The following is a 15,599-nucleotide window of genomic DNA, read 5'->3' as shown; positions in this document are numbered from 1 at the left end:
GGGGCGCTAGCGTCGGTCCGGCGGCAACCCCGGAGGACCATGTGGACGCGGAGAAGGCGAGGGATGCGACCTACACGCTCGACCCCGAGGCCGAGTACTACGCGCTGCAATCCGAGGTCGGACGCTTTGACACGCTAACCCACGGCATCAAGAGCTGGAGCATCACCGTCAGCGCCGCCCTCATCGCGGCGGCGGCCTATCGCGACCTGCCGTCGCTCTGCCTGCTGGCGGCCACGTCGAGCGCAATCTTCTGGGCGACCGAGGCGCGGTGGAAGCGCTATCAGGCGATCCATCGCATCCGGCTGACCGCGCTGGAGGAGCTGATGGCCGCGGGCGCGCCCTATGACGGGCCGCGCATCTCGTCGTCCTTCCAGGCCGCGCTCGATGCGGACCGCCCCGAGGTCGATGCCGATGCGGGCTGGCCGCAGCGCATCTGGCTCCGGAACCTGCCGGTGTGGCGCAAGGAGTTGGGATTCGCGCTCTATCGCAACGTCCGTCGGCCGCATCACGTGCTGATGGCGCTGGCCCTTCTGGCGGCGGCGATCCTCTGGCTCGCGGGCGCCCCGACCTAGCCGCGCAGCGCCGGAAGACCGATCACCGTCGCCTCGAACCCGCCATCGACGGCAAGCCGCTGCCCCGTCACGAAACTCGCCTTCTCCGAGCAGAGCCACGCGATGGCCTCGGCGATCTCGGACTCGCGCCCGTAGCGGTTCAGCGGGATCGCATCGTGATAGGCGTCGATGATGTCCTGCGTGTGGACGGCCATGGCCAGCTTGGTGCGCACCGGGCCGGGGCAGACGCAGTTCACCCGGATGCCGTATTCGCCCAGCTCGACCGCCTGCTGCTGCGTCAGGTGCGCGACCCCGGCCTTAGACGTCCCGTAAGCCACCCGCAGCGTCGAGGCCCGCAGCGCCGAGATGCTGGCGATGTTCACGATGGCGCCGCGCGTGGTCTTCAGGGCGGGGGTGAACGCCTGGCTCATCAGGAAGACGCCGTCGAGATTGGTCGCCATCACCGCGCGCCAGCGGGTGAAGTCCGTCTCCTCGATGGGCCCGAAATCCGCGAGGCCCGCATTGTTCACGAGCGCGTCGATCCCCGTGCCGTCGAGCTCGGCCGCCAAGGCCGCCACCGCTTCCGGGTCGGAGACGTCGCAGGGCCGGGCGGTCGCGCCCTCCAGATCCGCGGCGGCGCGCGCCAATTCCTCGGCATCGTTGTCGACCATGACCACGCGCCGTCCTTCGGCGAGGAACAGCTTCGTCGTCGCCAGCCCGATGCCCCGCGCGGCCCCCGTCACGATCGCCGTCTCACCCATATCCGTCCTCCCCGATCTCCGGTCCTCGCGGTCTAGCACCGTCCGATCGGCCCGGCGAGGGTCACAGGATCGCCCCCTTCGCTCCCTTCGCGTGGCGGATTTCTGGGTCAGGTTCGATCCCCGACAACTTGTTTTACCGTTTCACGAGGCCGACCCATGAGCCCGACATTCACTTCCGCAGAGGACGGCGCCGTCACGGTGGACTGGGTCGTCCTGACCGCCGCGCTGGTCGGCCTCGGTCTCGCCGTCTCATCCGTCGTCTCGCGCGGCGTCCAGGACGTGTCGGGGGATATCGACGCGACGCTTCAGGGCAATGACATCATCCAGACGTCCTTCGCCGCGATCTTCGCCAACGTCACCGAGGCGATGACGGCGACCGCGACCCACGCTGCCGGTGACACCTTCTCGGACCTCAGGAACGAGACCGCGTTCTCGTTCCAGATGGACGCGACGCTGTCGGCGGGGGATTCGGGTATCCTCTTCGAGGCGGGCGGCACCGGGACCGGCACGATCCTCTACCAGCACGAGGGCGTGCTCTACCTTCAGGGCGGCAGGGGCAACGGCTTCGGCGAGGCGTCGGACCGGGGCGAAGCGCTCTGGACGGTGGAAGACGGCACCTACAGCATCGAGGGGTCGCTCGACGCCTCGACGGGGCTCGCGCTCTACATCAACGGCGAGGTCGTCTCGCAGTCGTCCTTCTCGGGGACCACGCTGGCCGGCGGCAATGCGGGCACGGTCGGCGACGCCAATACCAGCGCGGCGCGGAACCGGGGATCCTTCGTCCAGGGGGACGGCCATCCCGGCGCGGGCGACCTGACGCTCTATGTCGGTCAGACGACGGGGGACGAGGTCGGGGGCTGACGCGCACAGATGCCCTGCGCCGCCGCCGGTCGACACCATCGCCGGGCGCCGTATTGATGGGGCATCGCAGAAGGAGAGTCAGCCGATGTCCTGGAATCCCGCACTCGACCCCCATTGCCCCATCGGCGACGAGGTCGACGCCATCGAGACCGTCATCGTTCCCCGCGCCCGCGATCTGGGCGGCTTCGAGGTGCGCCGCGCACTGCCCGCCCCCCGCCGCCAGATGGTCGGGCCGTTCATCTTCTTCGACGAGATGGGCCCCGCGGAGTTCCTGACCGGTGACGGCATCGACGTCCGCCCGCATCCCCATATCGGCCTGAGCACGGTGACCTATCTCTTCGAGGGCAAGATCCACCACCGCGACAGCCTCGGGACCGACCAGTGGATCGAGCCCGGCGCGGTGAACCTGATGACGGCGGGCCTCGGGATCACCCATTCCGAGCGGATGGACGGCCCCTATCGCGACGAGACGGTGCGGCTGTCGGGCATCCAGACCTGGATGGCCCTGCCGAAGGATCACGAGGACGACGCGGCGGACTTCAAGCACGTGACCAAGGCCGAGCTTCCCATGCTCGAGGGCGAGGGCAAGCGGGTGCGCGTCATCCTCGGGGACGCCTACGGCGAACAGGCTCCCGCCGATACGCCCAGCCGGATGTTCTATGCCGACGCGCTGCTGGAGGCCGGGGCCGCGATCCCGCTGCCCGACGATCACGAGGACCGGGGCGTCTATGTCATGGACGGCGCGATCACGGTCGCGGGCGAGACCTACGAGCGGGGCCGGATGCTGGTCTTCCGGCCGGGCGACGCGATCTCGGTGACCGCGGGTGAAAGCGGGGCGCGGCTTCTCCTGCTCGGCGGCGACACGATGGACGGACCCCGCCATATCTGGTGGAATTTCGTGGCCTCGTCGAAGGACCGGATCGACGCCGCCAAGGAGGCGTGGCGCGCGGGCGACTGGGCCCATGGCCGCTTCCAGCTGCCGCCCGGCGACGATGCGGAGCATATCCCGCTGCCGGACCGCTGAGACGACGACGGGCGGTTCGCCGCCCGTCACCAAACCTTCGCGTAAGCGTCATGGACACGAAGCGGAGGCGTTACGAAGCGCCCCCACGCTGTCGGCACCCCATCTGCCACAGGAGCCTTCGACATGACGCTGAAGCTGACCCGACGCACCGCCTTGCAGGGCGCGCTCGCCACCACATCCGTTCTCGCCATGCCGTCGCTCGTGCGCGCCGCCGGACGCCCGATCGTCACCCATGGCGTGCAGTCGGGCGATATCGCCCATGACGGCGCGGTGATCTGGTCGCGCGCCGACCGCGAGGCGCGGATGGTCGTCGAATGGGCCACCACCGACGATTTCACCGACGCGCACCGGGTGCAGCCTCTCGACCTCGGAGCGCCGACCGATCTTTCGGGCAAGCTGGCGCTGACCGGGCTGCCGTCGGACCAGGACATTCACTACCGGGTCACGATGCTCGATCTCGTCGACCTGAACGCCGCCTCCGAGCCGGTGGTCGGCCGTTTCCGCACCGCGCCCCATGCGGCTCGCGACATCCGCTTCGTCTGGTCGGGCGACACCGCGGGGCAGGGCTGGGGCATCGACACGGATCGCGGCGGCATGAAGACATACGCCACCATGGCCCGGCACCAGCCCGATTTCATGATCCATTCCGGCGACACGATCTATGCCGATGGCCCGCTCCAGCCGACGGTGGAGCTGGCCGACGGGACGGTCTGGACCAACGTGATGATCGACGCGAAGGCGAAGGTGGCCGAGACGCTCGACGAGTTCCGGGGCCAGTATCTCTACAACCTGATGGACGACAACGTGCGCGCGTTCAACGCCGCGGTCCCCGTGCTGGCGCAATGGGACGACCACGAGGTCACCAACAACTGGTATCCGTCCGAAGACCTCGCGGCCGATGACCGATACAGCGTGAAATCGGCCGATCTGCTGGCGGCCCGCGCCGCCCGCGCCTTCCACGAGATGATGCCCACGCGGCAGTCGCAGGAGGAGCCGAACCGCATCTATCGCAAGGTCGCCTACGGGCCGATGCTGGACATCTTCTTTCTCGATCTGCGGACCTATCGCGGCCCGAACACCGCCAATACCGAGGCCGATGGCGCGCCGTTCCTCGGGGCGGAGCAACTGGCCTGGCTCAAGCGCGAGCTGGCCAGTTCGAACGCGCTCTGGAAGGTGATCGCCTCCGACATGCCGATCGGGATGATGGTGCGCGACGGCGATGCGGCGATGGAAAACGGGGCCAATGGCGATGGCCCGCCCCTGGGCCGCGAGCAGGACATCGCCCAGGTGCTGTCCTTTATCAAGCATGGCGGCATCGCCAACACCGTCTGGCTGACTGCGGATGTCCACTACACCGCCGCGCACCACTACAGCCCCGAACGCGCCCAGTTCCAGGACTTCGAGCCGTTCTGGGAGTTCGTGTCCGGCCCGCTTCACGCCGGGACGTTCGGCCCCTCGACCTATGACGATACGTTCGGGCCCGAGGTGCGCTTCGCGCGTCATCCGTCCGAGGCGCAGGGCCGGAACCTGCCGCCCTCGATGGGCCTTCAGTTCTTCGGGCTGGTCGATATCGCCGCCGATACCGGCGTGATGACCGTGCGCCTTATGGACGTGGAAGATGTCGAGCTGTGGTCCGTCGAACTGGACCCGGCGCGCCCCGCCTGAGGCGGCGGAGGGCGGCGGGTCACAGGATCCGCCGCGCCACCACGAACCGGTTGGGCGGCGCCGCCGGGTAGTCGCCCGCCTCCACGATCTCGAACCCGGCCCGCCGGATCATCCGGTGCCACGCGCGAACGTCCATGAAGGTCACCGACGGGGCGGCGCCGAACAGGCGCATCGCCGCGATCATCGTGCGGTAGACCGGCGTCCGCCAGCCGAGCCCGGCCAGGCAAGGCGTCTTCGAGATGAACGTGCCTCCGGGCCGCACCATGCGGGCGACATGCGCCAGACCCGCCTCGGGGTCGGGCAGCAGGTGAAAGAGGTTGAACGCCAGCACCGCATCGACGGACACGCCGAGGAACGCGTCCGATCCGGGTTCTTCGACCCCGAGCGTGACGTTGCTGGGCGACGCGTCCCACACGCGCTCGCGGGCGATCTCGATCATGGCGGGCGCGATATCGGTGGCCCAGTAGGATCGGACGGCGCCCGCCAGCCGCAACGCGGTGCCGCCCGTCCCGGCGCCCAGTTCGATCACCATGTCATCGGTGTGGAGATAGGCCAGAGTGCGCGCCAGCGTCGCCTCGTATGCATCGGGGTCGGCAATGGGTTTCAGGGCATATCCGGGCGCGATACGGTTCCAGAACGCGGTGGGGGTCGTGGCGGTCATACGGGCTCCTTTCAGGTGATGCGCCGAAATACGTCATGCATCGATGCTTCTCGATTGGAAGAATTCGCTCTTCTGATATGCATGGATGCATGAACTGGGATGCCGTCGCCTTCGACTGGAACCACGTGCGCGCCTTTCTCGCGACCGTCGAACGCGGGTCGCTCTCGGCGGCGGCCCGTGCGCTGCGCCAGACCCAGCCGACCATCGGGCGGCAGGTTTCCGCGCTCGAGGCAGAGCTTGGCGTGCGCCTCTTCGACCGGGTCGGCAAGCGGTTGATCCTCACGCCGTCCGGCGTGGCGCTGGCCGAACAGGTCCGCGCCATGGGCGAGGCAGCCGCGCGCGTCTCGTTGACCGCGTCCGGCCAGTCCCAGACGATCGAGGGGTCGATCCGCATCACCGTCTCGGAGCTCTACGCCGCGCTCGTCATGCCGCGCGTCATCGGCCTCTTGCGCACCCGCCACCCTGAGTTGCGCGTCGACGTTGTGGTCACCAACGACCTCGCCGACCTGCGCCGCCGCGAGGCCGATATCGCTATCCGTAACGCCGAGCCGAGCGATCCCGACCTGATCGCGCGAAGGCTCTGCACCGACACCGCGACGCTCTGGGCCACGCCTGCCTATCTCGCGACGCTCGGCCCCGTGAAAGGTCCCGCCGATTTCGGCGCGGCGCAGTTTCTCGGCCTTTCCGAGAACGGACCCCTCCTGGGCGCGCTGGAAAGCACGGGCTTCACGGTCGGCGACCGCAATTTCATGCTTTCGACCGGGTCGAGCCATCTCGTGCACTGGCATTTCGTTTGCGCGGGGCTCGGGATCGGGTTCGGGCCGATCACCGCCGGTGCGGCGGATCCGCGGCTTGTCCCGATCCTGCCCGACCCGCCGCTCTTTCCGTTCCCGATCTGGCTCTGTGCCGCGCGGGAGCTTCGGACCAGCGCGCGCATCCGGGCCGTGTTCGACCTTCTGGCCGAGGCGATCCCACCGCTGGTGAAGAATTCCGTCGGACCGGCTTGACGGCATGTCGGGGCCGCAATAGACCCCGCAACACGCCGGAAACGGTGTGCAAGCGGGCGGTTGTAGCTCAGTTGGTTAGAGTACCGGCCTGTCACGCCGGGGGTCGCGGGTTCGAGCCCCGTCAACCGCGCCACCGCTTGTCCGAAAGCCGGCCCCTCGGGGCCGGCTTTTTGGTTTGCGGGCCGGCCTGATGTGGCTCAGCCCCGCGCCTTCCCCGAGAATCGCGGCAGCATTGCGCTGAAGTCCCGCCCCCGGCCGTCCTCGGCCTCGACGAAGGCTTCGTATTCCGCCGTCGCCGCCTGTCCCATGGGCGTCGGCGCGCCCACGGCTTCGGCGGCCTCCTGGCTCAGGCGAAGGTCCTTCAGCATCAGGTCGGCCGCGAATCCCGGCGCATAGCCGTTATCGGCGGGCGAGGTCGGGCCGACGCCCGGCGCCGGGCAATAGGTGTTCATCGACCAGCTTTGACCCGACGACGTCGATACCACGTCGAACATCGCCTGCCGGTCCAGCCCCAGCTTGTCGGCCAGCGCGAAGGCCTCGCAGGTTGCGACCATCGTGGCGCCGAGGATCATGTTGTTGCAGATCTTCGCCGCCTGCCCGTTGCCCGCGGGGCCGCAATGCACGGTGCGCGCGCCCATGATATCGAGCAGAGGGGCCGCCGCCGCCAGCGCCGCGTCCGAGCCCCCCACCATGAAGGTCAGCGTCCCGGCATCCGCGCCGCCGATCCCGCCCGAGACCGGCGCGTCGAGCGACCCGTGCCCGCGCGCTTCGGCCATCTCGGCCACCGCGCGGGCCGAGGCCACGTCGACGGTCGAGCAGTCGAGCAGCACCGCGCCGTCGGCCATCGCCGGGATCACGTCGCCCGCCACCGCGCGCAGGATCTCGCCATTGGGCAGCATGGTGATCACGACTTCGGCGCCTGCTGCGGCCTCGGCGGCGCTTGCGGCCATCGCGACGCCCTCGGGCGGGGCGGCGGCGGTGTCGAAGCCGGTGACTTCGTGCCCTGCAGCGGCGAGGTTGCGGGCCATGGGCGCGCCCATGTTGCCCAATCCGATGAACGCGATCTTCATGTCGTCTCCTCCAGCGTCAGGGCGTCGGCCCCGAGGGGTTGCAGCATCCGCGATACCGCGAGCGTCGGCACCGCGTCGGGGCCGGGGTGGGACCAGCGCGGCGCGCGGTCCTTGTCGACGATCTGCGCCCGGATGCCCTCGACGAAATCCGAATGCTCCAGGGCGCGGAAGGTGAAGCGGTATTCCATGCCCAGCGCCGCCTCGATCGTCGGGTCGTCGCCCAGCCGGTGCAGCATCTCGATCGCGCAGGCCATCGAAAGCGGCGCGTTGCGCGACAGGGCCGCGCGGGCGTCCTCGGCCAATGGCGTGTCGACGCCCTGAAGCCCGCGCCAGATATCGGCGAGAGTCTCGCCCGCGAAGAGCCTCTCGATCTCGGGCTGGGCGTCTGCCAGCGGTGCGTCCGGCACCTCGCCCGCCGCCGCGTCGACCGCGCCTGGATCGCCCGTCTCACAGAGCGCGGCCTTCAGGGCGTCCCAGCCCTCCGCCACGAAATAATCCGCGAACCCCGCGTGGATCGCGTCGCCCGGTCCCATCCGCGCGCCGGTCGCCCCGAGATACTCGCCCAGCCGCCCCGGCGCCCGCGCCAGCAGAAGCGAGCCGCCCACATCCGGCACCAGCCCGATCCCGCATTCGGGCATCGCGATCCGCGAGGTCGCATCGACGACCCGGTGCGAGGCATGGCACCCGACGCCGACGCCGCCACCCATTGTGAAGCCGTGAAGGAAGGTCACGACGGGCTTCGGAAAGTGGAACAGTTTCGCATTCATGCGGTATTCGTCCGCCCAGAACCGCTGACCGTACTCGTAGCGCCCCTCGGTGCCCGCGCGGTGCATCTCGAGGATGTCGCCGCCCGCGCAGAAGGCCCGCCCCGGCGCCGCGTCGATCACGACCAGCGCCACGTCGTCCAGCGTCCGCCACTCATCAAGCGCCGCCTCGATCGCGAGGCACATGTTCCAGGACAGCGCGTTGAGCACGTCGGGTCGGTCGAGCGTGATCCGACCGGCTCGTCTTTCGATGCGGATATTGATCTCGCTCATCGGGAGGCCTGCTCCGGTCCTGTCAGCGCGCCGGGCCGCGCTCCTCCTTTGGCCGAAAACACCTCGGGGGTCTGGGGGCGGAGCCCCCAGCCGGTCGGATCGACGCAGTCGATTCGAACGCGGTCCGTCACGTCGCCAGCATGTCGCGGGCGACGATCATCCGCATGATCTCGTTGGTGCCTTCGAGGATCTGGTGCACCCGCAGGTCGCGCACCAGCTTCTCGATCCCGTAATCGGCGAGATAGCCGTAGCCGCCATGAAGCTGCAGGCATTGATCGACGATCCGGCTGCCGGCCTCGGTAACCATCTTCTTGGCCATGGCGCAGTATTTCGTGGCATCCGGCGCACCGTTATCCAGCTTCCAGGCCGCCTGCCGCAGGAAGATGCGCGACGCCTGAAGCTCGATTTCCATGTCGGCAAGGCGGAACTGGAGCGCCTGGAACTCGGTCAGGCTGGCGCCGAACGCCTTGCGCTCGCGCATGTAGGCGACGGTCTGGTCCAGCGCCTGCTGGGCCGCGCCCAGCGAGCAGGCCGCGATGTTCAGCCGCCCGCCATCCAGCCCGGCCATGGCGTAGCGAAAGCCGCGCCCCTCCTCGCCCAGAAGGTTGCCCAGCGGGGTCGCGCAGTCGTCGAACTGCACGGCCCGCGTCGGTTGCGAGCGCCAGCCCATCTTGTCCTCGAGCCCGCCGAAGGACAGCCCCTCGGCCCCGTCCTCGACCACCAGCGCGCTGATGCCGCGCGGCCCGTCCTCGCCGGTGCGCGCCATGACGACATAGGCATCCGAATAGCCCCCGCCCGAGATGAACGCCTTCGTTCCCGTCAGGCGATACTCGGCGTTGGACTTCACGGCCTTCGTCTTCAGGGCGGCCGCGTCCGACCCGCTGCCGGGTTCGGTCAGGCAATAGCTGAACACCGTCTCGCAGGTCAGCGCGCGGGGCAGATAGCGCGCCTTCAGATCGTCCGACCCGAAGCCGTCGATCATCTTGGCGCACATGTTGTGGATCGACAGGAAGGCCGCGACGCTCGGGCAGGCCATCGACAGCGCCTCGAAGACCAGCGTCGCGTCGAGCCGGGACAGGCCGGATCCGCCTGCTTCCTCGGAGACGTAGAGCCCGCCGAAGCCCAGCTCGGCCAGCTTCGGCCAGAGCTCCTTGGGGATGTCGCCCGCCGCCTCCCAGTCGCGGGCGTGGGGCGCGATCTCGGACTGGCCGACGTCGCGGGCCATGTCGAAGATGGCGGTGCTTTCCTCGGAGAGTGCGAAATCCATGGCCGTTCCCCTTTAATCGAACGCTCGTTCAATTACCCCGCCCGGAGGCCGGGTGTCAAAGCCCCTCGTCGAAGGCGGCGATCAGATGCGCGGTCACCGTGCGGAGCGCATCCTCGGGCGACGCGCCCGCCGCTAGCGCCTCCGCATGCACCGCGCGCTGGCGGTCGGCGGCATTGCCATGGGCGGCGATGTCGCGGGCGCGGGCCAGCTCGGCCCCGCAGCCCAGCGCCGCGGCATCGGGCGCGAGCAGGTCGAGCCATTCCTCCACCAGGTCGGGCACCGGCACGATGGCCCGCCGCCCGTAATCGATCAGCCCTTCGCGCACGCCGTAGCGCTGGGCGCGCCACCGGTTCTCGTCGACGAGGAAGCGGTCGTAGATGCGCCAGCGCTGGTTCGACTGCCCCAGCCGCCAGAGCATCCGGTGCGTCGCCTGCACCAGCGCGGCCAGCGTCAGCGTGTCCTCGAGGCGCGGGGCCACGTCGCAGATGCGCGTCTCCAGCGTCGGGAAGCGGTGCGAGGGGCGCAGGTCCCACCAGATCTTGGAGCCGTCCTCGATCACGCCCAGCTCGGTCAGCGCGCCCACCGCGCCCGTCCAGTCCGACCAGCCCGAAAGGCGCGGCGGCAGGCCGGTGCGCGGCATGTTATCGAAGACCGTCAGGCGGTAGCTATCGAGGCCGGTATCTTCGCCCTGCCAAAAGGGCGACGAGGCCGAGAGCGCCAGGAGATGCGGCAGGAAATAGGTGAACTGCGCCATCAGGTCGATGCGCGTCGCCTCGTCGGGCAGGCCGACATGGACGTGCATGCCGCAAATCAGCATCCGGCGTGCCACGCCGCGCAGATCGCGTTCGAGGTCGCGGTAGCGGGCGCGGTCGGTGAAGCTCTGGTCCTTCCAGTCCGAACTCGGATGACAGGAGGCCGCGATGGGGGCGAGCCCATGCTCGGCCGCCAGCCGCGAAACGGTGCGGCGCAGATGGGCGAGGTCGTCCCGCGCCTCGGCCACGGTGGCGCAGATCCCGGTCCCGACCTCGATCTGGCATTGCAGGAATTCGGGGCTGACCTGTTCGCCCAGGACATCCGAGGCCGCCCGCATCAACGCGTCCGGCGCCTCGGCCAGCGCGCCGGTCTCGCGGTTCACGAGAAGGTACTCTTCCTCGATCCCGATCGTGAAGTCCGGCTCGGCCATATGCGCCACCCCCCGGCCCGCAGGGTCGGCGGAGCGGCGTCGCATCGCAAGCGGCAATTGGGGGAGGGCGGTCCGGGTGCTGGGCTCGGACTGGCGGCGTCAGATGACGCGGACCTGCGCGCCGACCGGCGTGATCGCAAACAGCTCTGCGATCTTCTCGTTGTAGAGACCAATGCAGCCCGACGACGACCGCCGTCCGATCTTGCGCGTGTCATGCGTGCCGTGGATCAGGTAGGCGGGCCAGGCGAGATACATCGCGTGGGTGCCGAGCGGGTTGCCGGGACCGGCCTCCATGAACTCGGGCAGGGACGGGTCGCGGGCGCGCATGTTCGCGGTCGGCGTCCAGGTCGGGCCGACCTTCTTGCGCACGATCTCGGTATAACCGCGCCGCGTCAGCTCGTCCGTCATCGGCACGCTGGTCGGATAGAGCCGGTAGTCGCTGCCGGTGCTGTCCCAGTAGTGCAGCGCGCGGCTGGTCGTGTCGCAGATGATCGTCGCCCGCCCGAGATCGGAGAAGTGATCGCGCCAGTCGATCATCTGGAAGCTCGAGGTGTTGCGGCGGCTCTCGGTCGGGCCGGTCACGCCGCCGAAATCCTCGGCGGTGCGGGTCTGCGCAAGCGCCGGCGCGGCGAGTGTCGCGGCGGTGCCGGCAAGGAAAAGGCGGCGGGTCTGGTCGGTCATCAATCCTGCTCCGTCTGGCTTGCGCCTCAGTTATTACGGGCGATGCGCGGCGAAAAGGGCCGCGCGTTCACTTCTTCGCGGGTGCGCATCGGTCGGCGGCGGCTTGCCGATGTGTTTCCCCGCAAACACCCGACCTTCGCCGCAATTCTTCGCATAATGGCATGCGTAGCGAACTCGCGAGGGATAACAACATGATGGGTCCGGTCGACGCCACGATCTCCTGCATGACGAAGCCGTTTCGCTGGCGGGGCCGCGCCGCCCCGTCGGAATACTGGTGGTTCGCGCTGGCGCTGACGATCTTCTGGATCGTACTGATCGTAGCGGTGGCCTGGCCGCTTCTGATGATCGCGGCCGAAGCCGAGGCTGCGGCCGCGGCCGGCGTGCCCTACGACATCGCGGCCATGTCGCAGGCCCGCGTCGACGCGGTGTTCGCGGGGGCCGCGACACCGATCCTGGCCGTGTTCACGATCTGGACGTCCTTCGCCTCCCTCGCGGTGACGGTCCGCCGGCTTCACGATACCGGCCGCAGCGGGTGGTGGTACTGGATCAGCCTCGTGCCGATGGTCGGCCCGATCATCCTGTTGATTCTGATGATCATTCCGGGCGACTCGGGCCGCAACGACTACGGCTCACCGCCCGGTGGCCCAGCCCCCGTGCGTTCGTCGCTGAGCGATGTCCCGGCGGTGCCGCGCGCGAATGTCGATGCCGCCCGCCGGGCCGAAGAGGCCCGCGCGCTTCGCCTGTCGCGCATGAACAATTGAACGTCGCGCGGCCCGGGATGCGGGGCCGCGCACCGCGTCATTCCATCACGGGGATGGAGAATTCGCCGCCTTCCTTGATGCCCGACGGCCAGCGCGCCGTGACCGTCTTGGTGCGCGTGTAGAACCGGAAGGCATCGGGTCCGTGCTGGTTCAGGTCGCCGAACATCGACTTCTTCCAGCCGCCGAACGTGTGGTAGGCCAGCGGAACCGGGATCGGCACGTTGACCCCCACCATCCCGACATTCACCCGCTTGGCAAAGTCGCGCGCGGCGTCGCCGTCGCGGGTGAAGATCGCGGTCCCGTTGCCGTATTCGTGGTCCATGGCGAGGCCCAGAGCCTCCTCGTAGGTCTGGGCGCGGACCGTGGACAGGACCGGCCCGAAGATCTCCTTGCGGTAGATGTCCATGTCGGGCGTCACCCGGTCGAAGAGGACCGGGCCGACGAAGAACCCGTCCTCGTAGCCCTGCACACTCATCTTCGAGCCGTCGACCACCGCTTCGGCGCCTGCATCCTTGCCCGACTGGATGAGGGCGAGGATGTTCTCCTTGGCCGCCGCCGTCACGACCGGGCCGAAATCGACATCCGTCCCGCTTGAATAGGGGCCGACCTTCAGCGCCTCGACGCGGGGGGCCAGCTTTTCGATCAGGCGATCGGCGGTGTCGTCGCCCACCGGCACGGCGACCGAGATCGCCATGCAGCGCTCGCCCGCGGCGCCGTAGCCCGCGCCGACCAGCGCGTCGGCGGCCTGGTCCATGTCCGCGTCGGGCATGATGATCATGTGGTTCTTGGCGCCGCCGAAGCATTGGGCGCGCTTGCCCGAGGCGCTGGCGCGCTCGTAGATATAGGCCGCGATGGGGGTCGAGCCGACGAAGCCCACGGACTGGATCACCTCGTGATCGAGGATCGCGTCGACGACCTCCTTGTCGCCGTTGACGACCTGCAGGATGCCTTTCGGAAGCCCGGCTTCCTCCAGAAGCTCCACCAGCATCATCGGCACCGAGGGGTCGCGCTCGGACGGCTTCAGGATGAACGCGTTGCCGCAGGCGATGGCGGGCGCGAACATCCACATCGGGATCATGGCGGGGAAGTTGAAGGGCGTGATTCCCGCCGTCACGCCCAGCGGCTGACGCATGGAGTACATGTCGATGCCGGGACCGGCGCTGTCGGTGAACTCACCCTTCAGATGATGCGGCGCGCCGATGCAGAACTCGACCACCTCGAGGCCGCGCTGCACGTCGCCCGCGGCATCCGGCAGGGTTTTGCCATGCTCGCGCGAGAGGGCCTCGGCCAGCTTGTCCATGTCGCGGTTCAGAAGGTCGACGAACTTCATCAGGACGCGCGCGCGGCGCTGCGGGTTGGTCGCCCCCCAGGCCGGTTGCGCCGCGGCGGCGACCTGCACCGCACGGTCGAGTTCGGCGCCCGAGGCCAGCGCGACGCGGGCCTGCACCTCGCCCGTGGCGGGGTTGTAGACGTCCGCGCTCCGACCCGAGCCCGCAACAGCTGCGCCGTCGATCCAATGTCCGATCTCTTGCATGTGATCCTCCCTTTTTGGGCGCAGGATAGGGCGCGGACGGGTCCGGCGACAGGGCCGATCATGCTGGACGGTCTTGCGGATTTGTAGGTATGGCAGGCGCCATGGACTGGGGTGACCTGCGCATTTTCCTGAACGTGGCTCGCGCCGGGTCGCTGACCGAGGCGGCGCGGACCCTGCGGCTGGACCCCGCCACGCTGAGCCGTCGCATCAAGCGGCTGGAGCGCGAGGCGGGGGCCGCCCTGTTCCTGAAATCGCCCCAGGGCTATGCGCTGACCGGGGCGGGGCAGGGGCTTCTGCCCCATGCCGAGGGGATGGAGGCGCAGGCGCGCGCCGGGACGGCCGCACTGACCGGAACCGAGCGTCTTGCGGGCCGGGTGCGCGTCGGCGCGCCCGACGGCATCGGCACCCATGTCCTGCCGCGGGTCTGCACCGCGCTGCGCGCCGCCCACCCCGAGCTGCGCTTCGACATCGTGGCGCTGCCGCGCCTGCTCGATCTGTCGCGCCGCGAGGCGGATCTGGCGATCACCATCTCGGCGCCGGTCTCGGGGCGCCTCGTGGTGCGCCGCATCTGCGATTACGGCCTCGGGCTCGCCGCCCATCGCGACTGGCTGGCGCGCCATGGCCCGGTCACGCGCGACAGCCTGCGCGAGGCGGATCGCGTGGGCTACATCCCCGATATGATCTTCGACCCCGAACTCGACCACCTGGCCGAGCTGGGGCTGGGCGCGCCGGACATCGCCTCGAACTCGGCGAACCTGCAATGGGCGCTGATCCGTGCGGGCGCGGGCGTGGGCGTCGTCCACGATTTCATGCGCCCCGAGGCGCCCGAACTGGTGCCCGTCCTGCCCGAGACAGCGCGCCTCAGCCGCAGCTTCCACCTCGTGCGCCACGCCGATGCCGACGGCGCGCCCTTCGGGGCCGTCGCCGACCTTCTGGCCGAGGGCATTCGCGCCGAGATCGCCCAGCTCGAAGCCAGTGCCGCCGTGCGCGACCGGGACGCGCAGGCTTGACAGGGGGGCGGGGTCGGGCGTTCGCTGGACGTCCAGAGCCGCAGGAGGGCCTCCCATGTTCGTGACCCAGATCCTAAAGTCCAAGGCGACGACCGGTGTGCTGACGATCGACCCCAACGCGTCCGTAGCCGATGCCGTGGCCGAATTGGGCGCGCGCAAGATCGGCGCGCTCGTGGTGTCGACCGACGGGCGGCGCACGGCGGGCATCCTGTCCGAGCGCGACGTCGTGCGCGAGCTGGGTCGCGCGGGACAGACCGTGCTGGACCGGATCGTCGCGGACCTGATGACCACCGATGTGCAGGTCTGCGCGCCGGGCGACGACGCGCAGGCGATCCTCGAGCGCATGACCGAAGGCCGCTTTCGCCACATGCCCGTCGAAGAGGACGGCCTGCTGGTCGGGATGATCTCGCTCGGGGACGTGGTGAAGGCACGACTGAGCGAGGTTTCGATGGAAAAGGACGCGCTCCAGGCGATGATCGCGGGCCACGGCTGAGGCTCGCCCGCCTCGGCGCGCGCCCTAGCTCGG

General features: G+C 69.3%; 16 protein-coding genes and 1 tRNA gene. 9 read left to right on the top strand and 8 right to left on the bottom strand.

Annotated elements, in window-relative coordinates; translation table 11 throughout:
• Nucleotides 1-41: 41 nt before the first annotated feature.
• Entirely contained in the window at nucleotides 42-572 is a 531-nt protein-coding gene (locus ACK8OR_RS05355; protein WP_410188400.1) for a hypothetical protein, read from the top strand.
• Here ACK8OR_RS05355 and ACK8OR_RS05350 read toward each other — a convergent pair.
• Complete coding sequence (locus ACK8OR_RS05350; protein ID WP_410188399.1) at nucleotides 569-1,312, bottom strand: SDR family NAD(P)-dependent oxidoreductase; 744 nt, start codon at nucleotides 1,310-1,312, stop codon at nucleotides 569-571. The genes ACK8OR_RS05355 and ACK8OR_RS05350 overlap by 4 nt on opposite strands.
• Before the next feature lie 156 nt (nucleotides 1,313-1,468).
• Between ACK8OR_RS05350 and ACK8OR_RS05345 the strand changes: the two genes are divergently transcribed.
• The 3 genes from ACK8OR_RS05345 to ACK8OR_RS05335 all read left to right on the top strand — a co-directional run bounded on the left by ACK8OR_RS05345 (nucleotide 1,469) and on the right by ACK8OR_RS05335 (nucleotide 4,862).
• A complete protein-coding gene (locus ACK8OR_RS05345; protein ID WP_410188398.1) occupies nucleotides 1,469-2,173 on the top strand; it encodes a hypothetical protein in 705 nt (234 codons plus the stop codon).
• Between the two features lie 85 nt (nucleotides 2,174-2,258).
• Nucleotides 2,259-3,197 (top strand): pirin family protein, encoded by a 939-nt coding sequence (locus ACK8OR_RS05340; protein WP_410188397.1) that lies wholly within the window; start codon nucleotides 2,259-2,261, stop codon nucleotides 3,195-3,197.
• A 123-nt stretch (nucleotides 3,198-3,320) separates the two neighbouring features.
• Entirely contained in the window at nucleotides 3,321-4,862 is a 1,542-nt protein-coding gene (locus tag ACK8OR_RS05335) for an alkaline phosphatase D family protein (RefSeq protein ID WP_410188396.1), read from the top strand.
• Nucleotides 4,863-4,881: 19 nt separating this feature from the next.
• Here the strand turns inward: ACK8OR_RS05335 and ACK8OR_RS05330 are convergent, their stop codons facing one another.
• A complete protein-coding gene (locus ACK8OR_RS05330; protein ID WP_410188395.1) occupies nucleotides 4,882-5,523 on the bottom strand; it encodes a class I SAM-dependent methyltransferase in 642 nt (213 codons plus the stop codon).
• A gap of 89 nt (nucleotides 5,524-5,612) precedes the next feature.
• Between ACK8OR_RS05330 and ACK8OR_RS05325 the strand changes: the two genes are divergently transcribed.
• On the top strand, nucleotides 5,613-6,530 hold the full coding sequence (locus tag ACK8OR_RS05325; RefSeq protein ID WP_410188394.1) for a LysR family transcriptional regulator: 918 nt from the start codon (nucleotides 5,613-5,615) through the stop codon (nucleotides 6,528-6,530).
• Between the two features lie 56 nt (nucleotides 6,531-6,586).
• Nucleotides 6,587-6,663 (top strand) — tRNA-Asp (locus ACK8OR_RS05320).
• A 64-nt stretch (nucleotides 6,664-6,727) separates the two neighbouring features.
• Here ACK8OR_RS05320 and mmsB read toward each other — a convergent pair.
• The 5 genes from mmsB to ACK8OR_RS05295 form a co-directional block, all read right to left on the bottom strand.
• A complete protein-coding gene (gene mmsB, locus ACK8OR_RS05315) occupies nucleotides 6,728-7,600 on the bottom strand; it encodes a 3-hydroxyisobutyrate dehydrogenase (protein ID WP_410188393.1) in 873 nt (290 codons plus the stop codon).
• Nucleotides 7,597-8,637, bottom strand: coding sequence for an enoyl-CoA hydratase/isomerase family protein (locus tag ACK8OR_RS05310; protein ID WP_410188392.1), 1,041 nt, complete (start codon nucleotides 8,635-8,637; stop codon nucleotides 7,597-7,599). Before ACK8OR_RS05310 ends, mmsB begins: the two co-directional genes overlap by 4 nt.
• Nucleotides 8,638-8,764: 127 nt before the next feature.
• On the bottom strand, nucleotides 8,765-9,904 hold the full coding sequence (locus ACK8OR_RS05305; protein ID WP_410188391.1) for an acyl-CoA dehydrogenase family protein: 1,140 nt from the start codon (nucleotides 9,902-9,904) through the stop codon (nucleotides 8,765-8,767).
• 55 nt (nucleotides 9,905-9,959) lie between these two features.
• Nucleotides 9,960-11,087, bottom strand: a complete 1,128-nt coding sequence (locus tag ACK8OR_RS05300; RefSeq protein WP_410188390.1) for a carboxylate-amine ligase — start codon at nucleotides 11,085-11,087, stop codon at nucleotides 9,960-9,962.
• 99 nt (nucleotides 11,088-11,186) lie between these two features.
• Nucleotides 11,187-11,768 (bottom strand): L,D-transpeptidase, encoded by a 582-nt coding sequence (locus ACK8OR_RS05295; protein ID WP_410188389.1) that lies wholly within the window; start codon nucleotides 11,766-11,768, stop codon nucleotides 11,187-11,189.
• A gap of 191 nt (nucleotides 11,769-11,959) precedes the next feature.
• Here ACK8OR_RS05295 and ACK8OR_RS05290 point away from each other — a divergent pair, with 191 nt between their 5' ends.
• Nucleotides 11,960-12,529, top strand: a complete 570-nt coding sequence (locus ACK8OR_RS05290) for a DUF805 domain-containing protein (RefSeq protein ID WP_410188388.1) — start codon at nucleotides 11,960-11,962, stop codon at nucleotides 12,527-12,529.
• Nucleotides 12,530-12,566: 37 nt separating this feature from the next.
• On the opposite strand, the gene ACK8OR_RS05285 is transcribed toward ACK8OR_RS05290, so the two are convergent.
• Complete coding sequence (locus tag ACK8OR_RS05285; RefSeq protein ID WP_298433521.1) at nucleotides 12,567-14,063, bottom strand: CoA-acylating methylmalonate-semialdehyde dehydrogenase; 1,497 nt, start codon at nucleotides 14,061-14,063, stop codon at nucleotides 12,567-12,569.
• Between the two features lie 89 nt (nucleotides 14,064-14,152).
• On the opposite strand from ACK8OR_RS05285, the gene ACK8OR_RS05280 reads away from it, so the two are divergent.
• Together ACK8OR_RS05280 and ACK8OR_RS05275 are read left to right on the top strand one after the other, a co-directional pair.
• Complete coding sequence (locus tag ACK8OR_RS05280; protein ID WP_410188387.1) at nucleotides 14,153-15,073, top strand: LysR family transcriptional regulator; 921 nt, start codon at nucleotides 14,153-14,155, stop codon at nucleotides 15,071-15,073.
• Between the two features lie 55 nt (nucleotides 15,074-15,128).
• Nucleotides 15,129-15,566 carry a CBS domain-containing protein gene (locus ACK8OR_RS05275; protein ID WP_410188386.1) on the top strand — a complete coding sequence of 146 codons (438 nt, stop codon included), beginning with the start codon at nucleotides 15,129-15,131 and terminating at the stop codon, nucleotides 15,564-15,566.
• The last annotated feature ends 33 nt before the right edge of the window (nucleotides 15,567-15,599 follow it).

The sequence above is a fragment of the Jannaschia halovivens genome, from assembly GCF_046452375.1.
Taxonomy (GTDB): domain Bacteria; phylum Pseudomonadota; class Alphaproteobacteria; order Rhodobacterales; family Rhodobacteraceae; genus Jannaschia; species Jannaschia halovivens.
The sequence above is the reverse complement of the archived record's forward strand: the minus strand, read 5'-3'. Positions and strand labels throughout refer to the sequence as shown.

Excerpts from the sequence above, each read along its gene's own strand:
- ACK8OR_RS05310 (WP_410188392.1), bottom strand. The coding sequence starts at position 8,637 with ATGAGCGAGATCAATATCCGCATCGAAAGACGAGCCGGTCGGATCACG.
- ACK8OR_RS05295 (WP_410188389.1), bottom strand. The coding sequence starts at position 11,768 with ATGACCGACCAGACCCGCCGCCTTTTCCTTGCCGGCACCGCCGCGACA.
- ACK8OR_RS05300 (WP_410188390.1), bottom strand. The coding sequence starts at position 11,087 with ATGGCCGAGCCGGACTTCACGATCGGGATCGAGGAAGAGTACCTTCTC.
- ACK8OR_RS05330 (WP_410188395.1), bottom strand. The coding sequence starts at position 5,523 with ATGACCGCCACGACCCCCACCGCGTTCTGGAACCGTATCGCGCCCGGA.
- ACK8OR_RS05275 (WP_410188386.1), top strand. The coding sequence starts at position 15,129 with ATGTTCGTGACCCAGATCCTAAAGTCCAAGGCGACGACCGGTGTGCTG.
- ACK8OR_RS05280 (WP_410188387.1), top strand. The coding sequence starts at position 14,153 with ATGGCAGGCGCCATGGACTGGGGTGACCTGCGCATTTTCCTGAACGTG.
- ACK8OR_RS05290 (WP_410188388.1), top strand. The coding sequence starts at position 11,960 with ATGATGGGTCCGGTCGACGCCACGATCTCCTGCATGACGAAGCCGTTT.
- ACK8OR_RS05340 (WP_410188397.1), top strand. The coding sequence starts at position 2,259 with ATGTCCTGGAATCCCGCACTCGACCCCCATTGCCCCATCGGCGACGAG.
- ACK8OR_RS05350 (WP_410188399.1), bottom strand. The coding sequence starts at position 1,312 with ATGGGTGAGACGGCGATCGTGACGGGGGCCGCGCGGGGCATCGGGCTG.
- ACK8OR_RS05325 (WP_410188394.1), top strand. The coding sequence starts at position 5,613 with ATGAACTGGGATGCCGTCGCCTTCGACTGGAACCACGTGCGCGCCTTT.
- ACK8OR_RS05305 (WP_410188391.1), bottom strand. The coding sequence starts at position 9,904 with ATGGATTTCGCACTCTCCGAGGAAAGCACCGCCATCTTCGACATGGCC.
- ACK8OR_RS05335 (WP_410188396.1), top strand. The coding sequence starts at position 3,321 with ATGACGCTGAAGCTGACCCGACGCACCGCCTTGCAGGGCGCGCTCGCC.
- mmsB (WP_410188393.1), bottom strand. The coding sequence starts at position 7,600 with ATGAAGATCGCGTTCATCGGATTGGGCAACATGGGCGCGCCCATGGCC.
- ACK8OR_RS05285 (WP_298433521.1), bottom strand. The coding sequence starts at position 14,063 with ATGCAAGAGATCGGACATTGGATCGACGGCGCAGCTGTTGCGGGCTCG.
- ACK8OR_RS05345 (WP_410188398.1), top strand. The coding sequence starts at position 1,469 with ATGAGCCCGACATTCACTTCCGCAGAGGACGGCGCCGTCACGGTGGAC.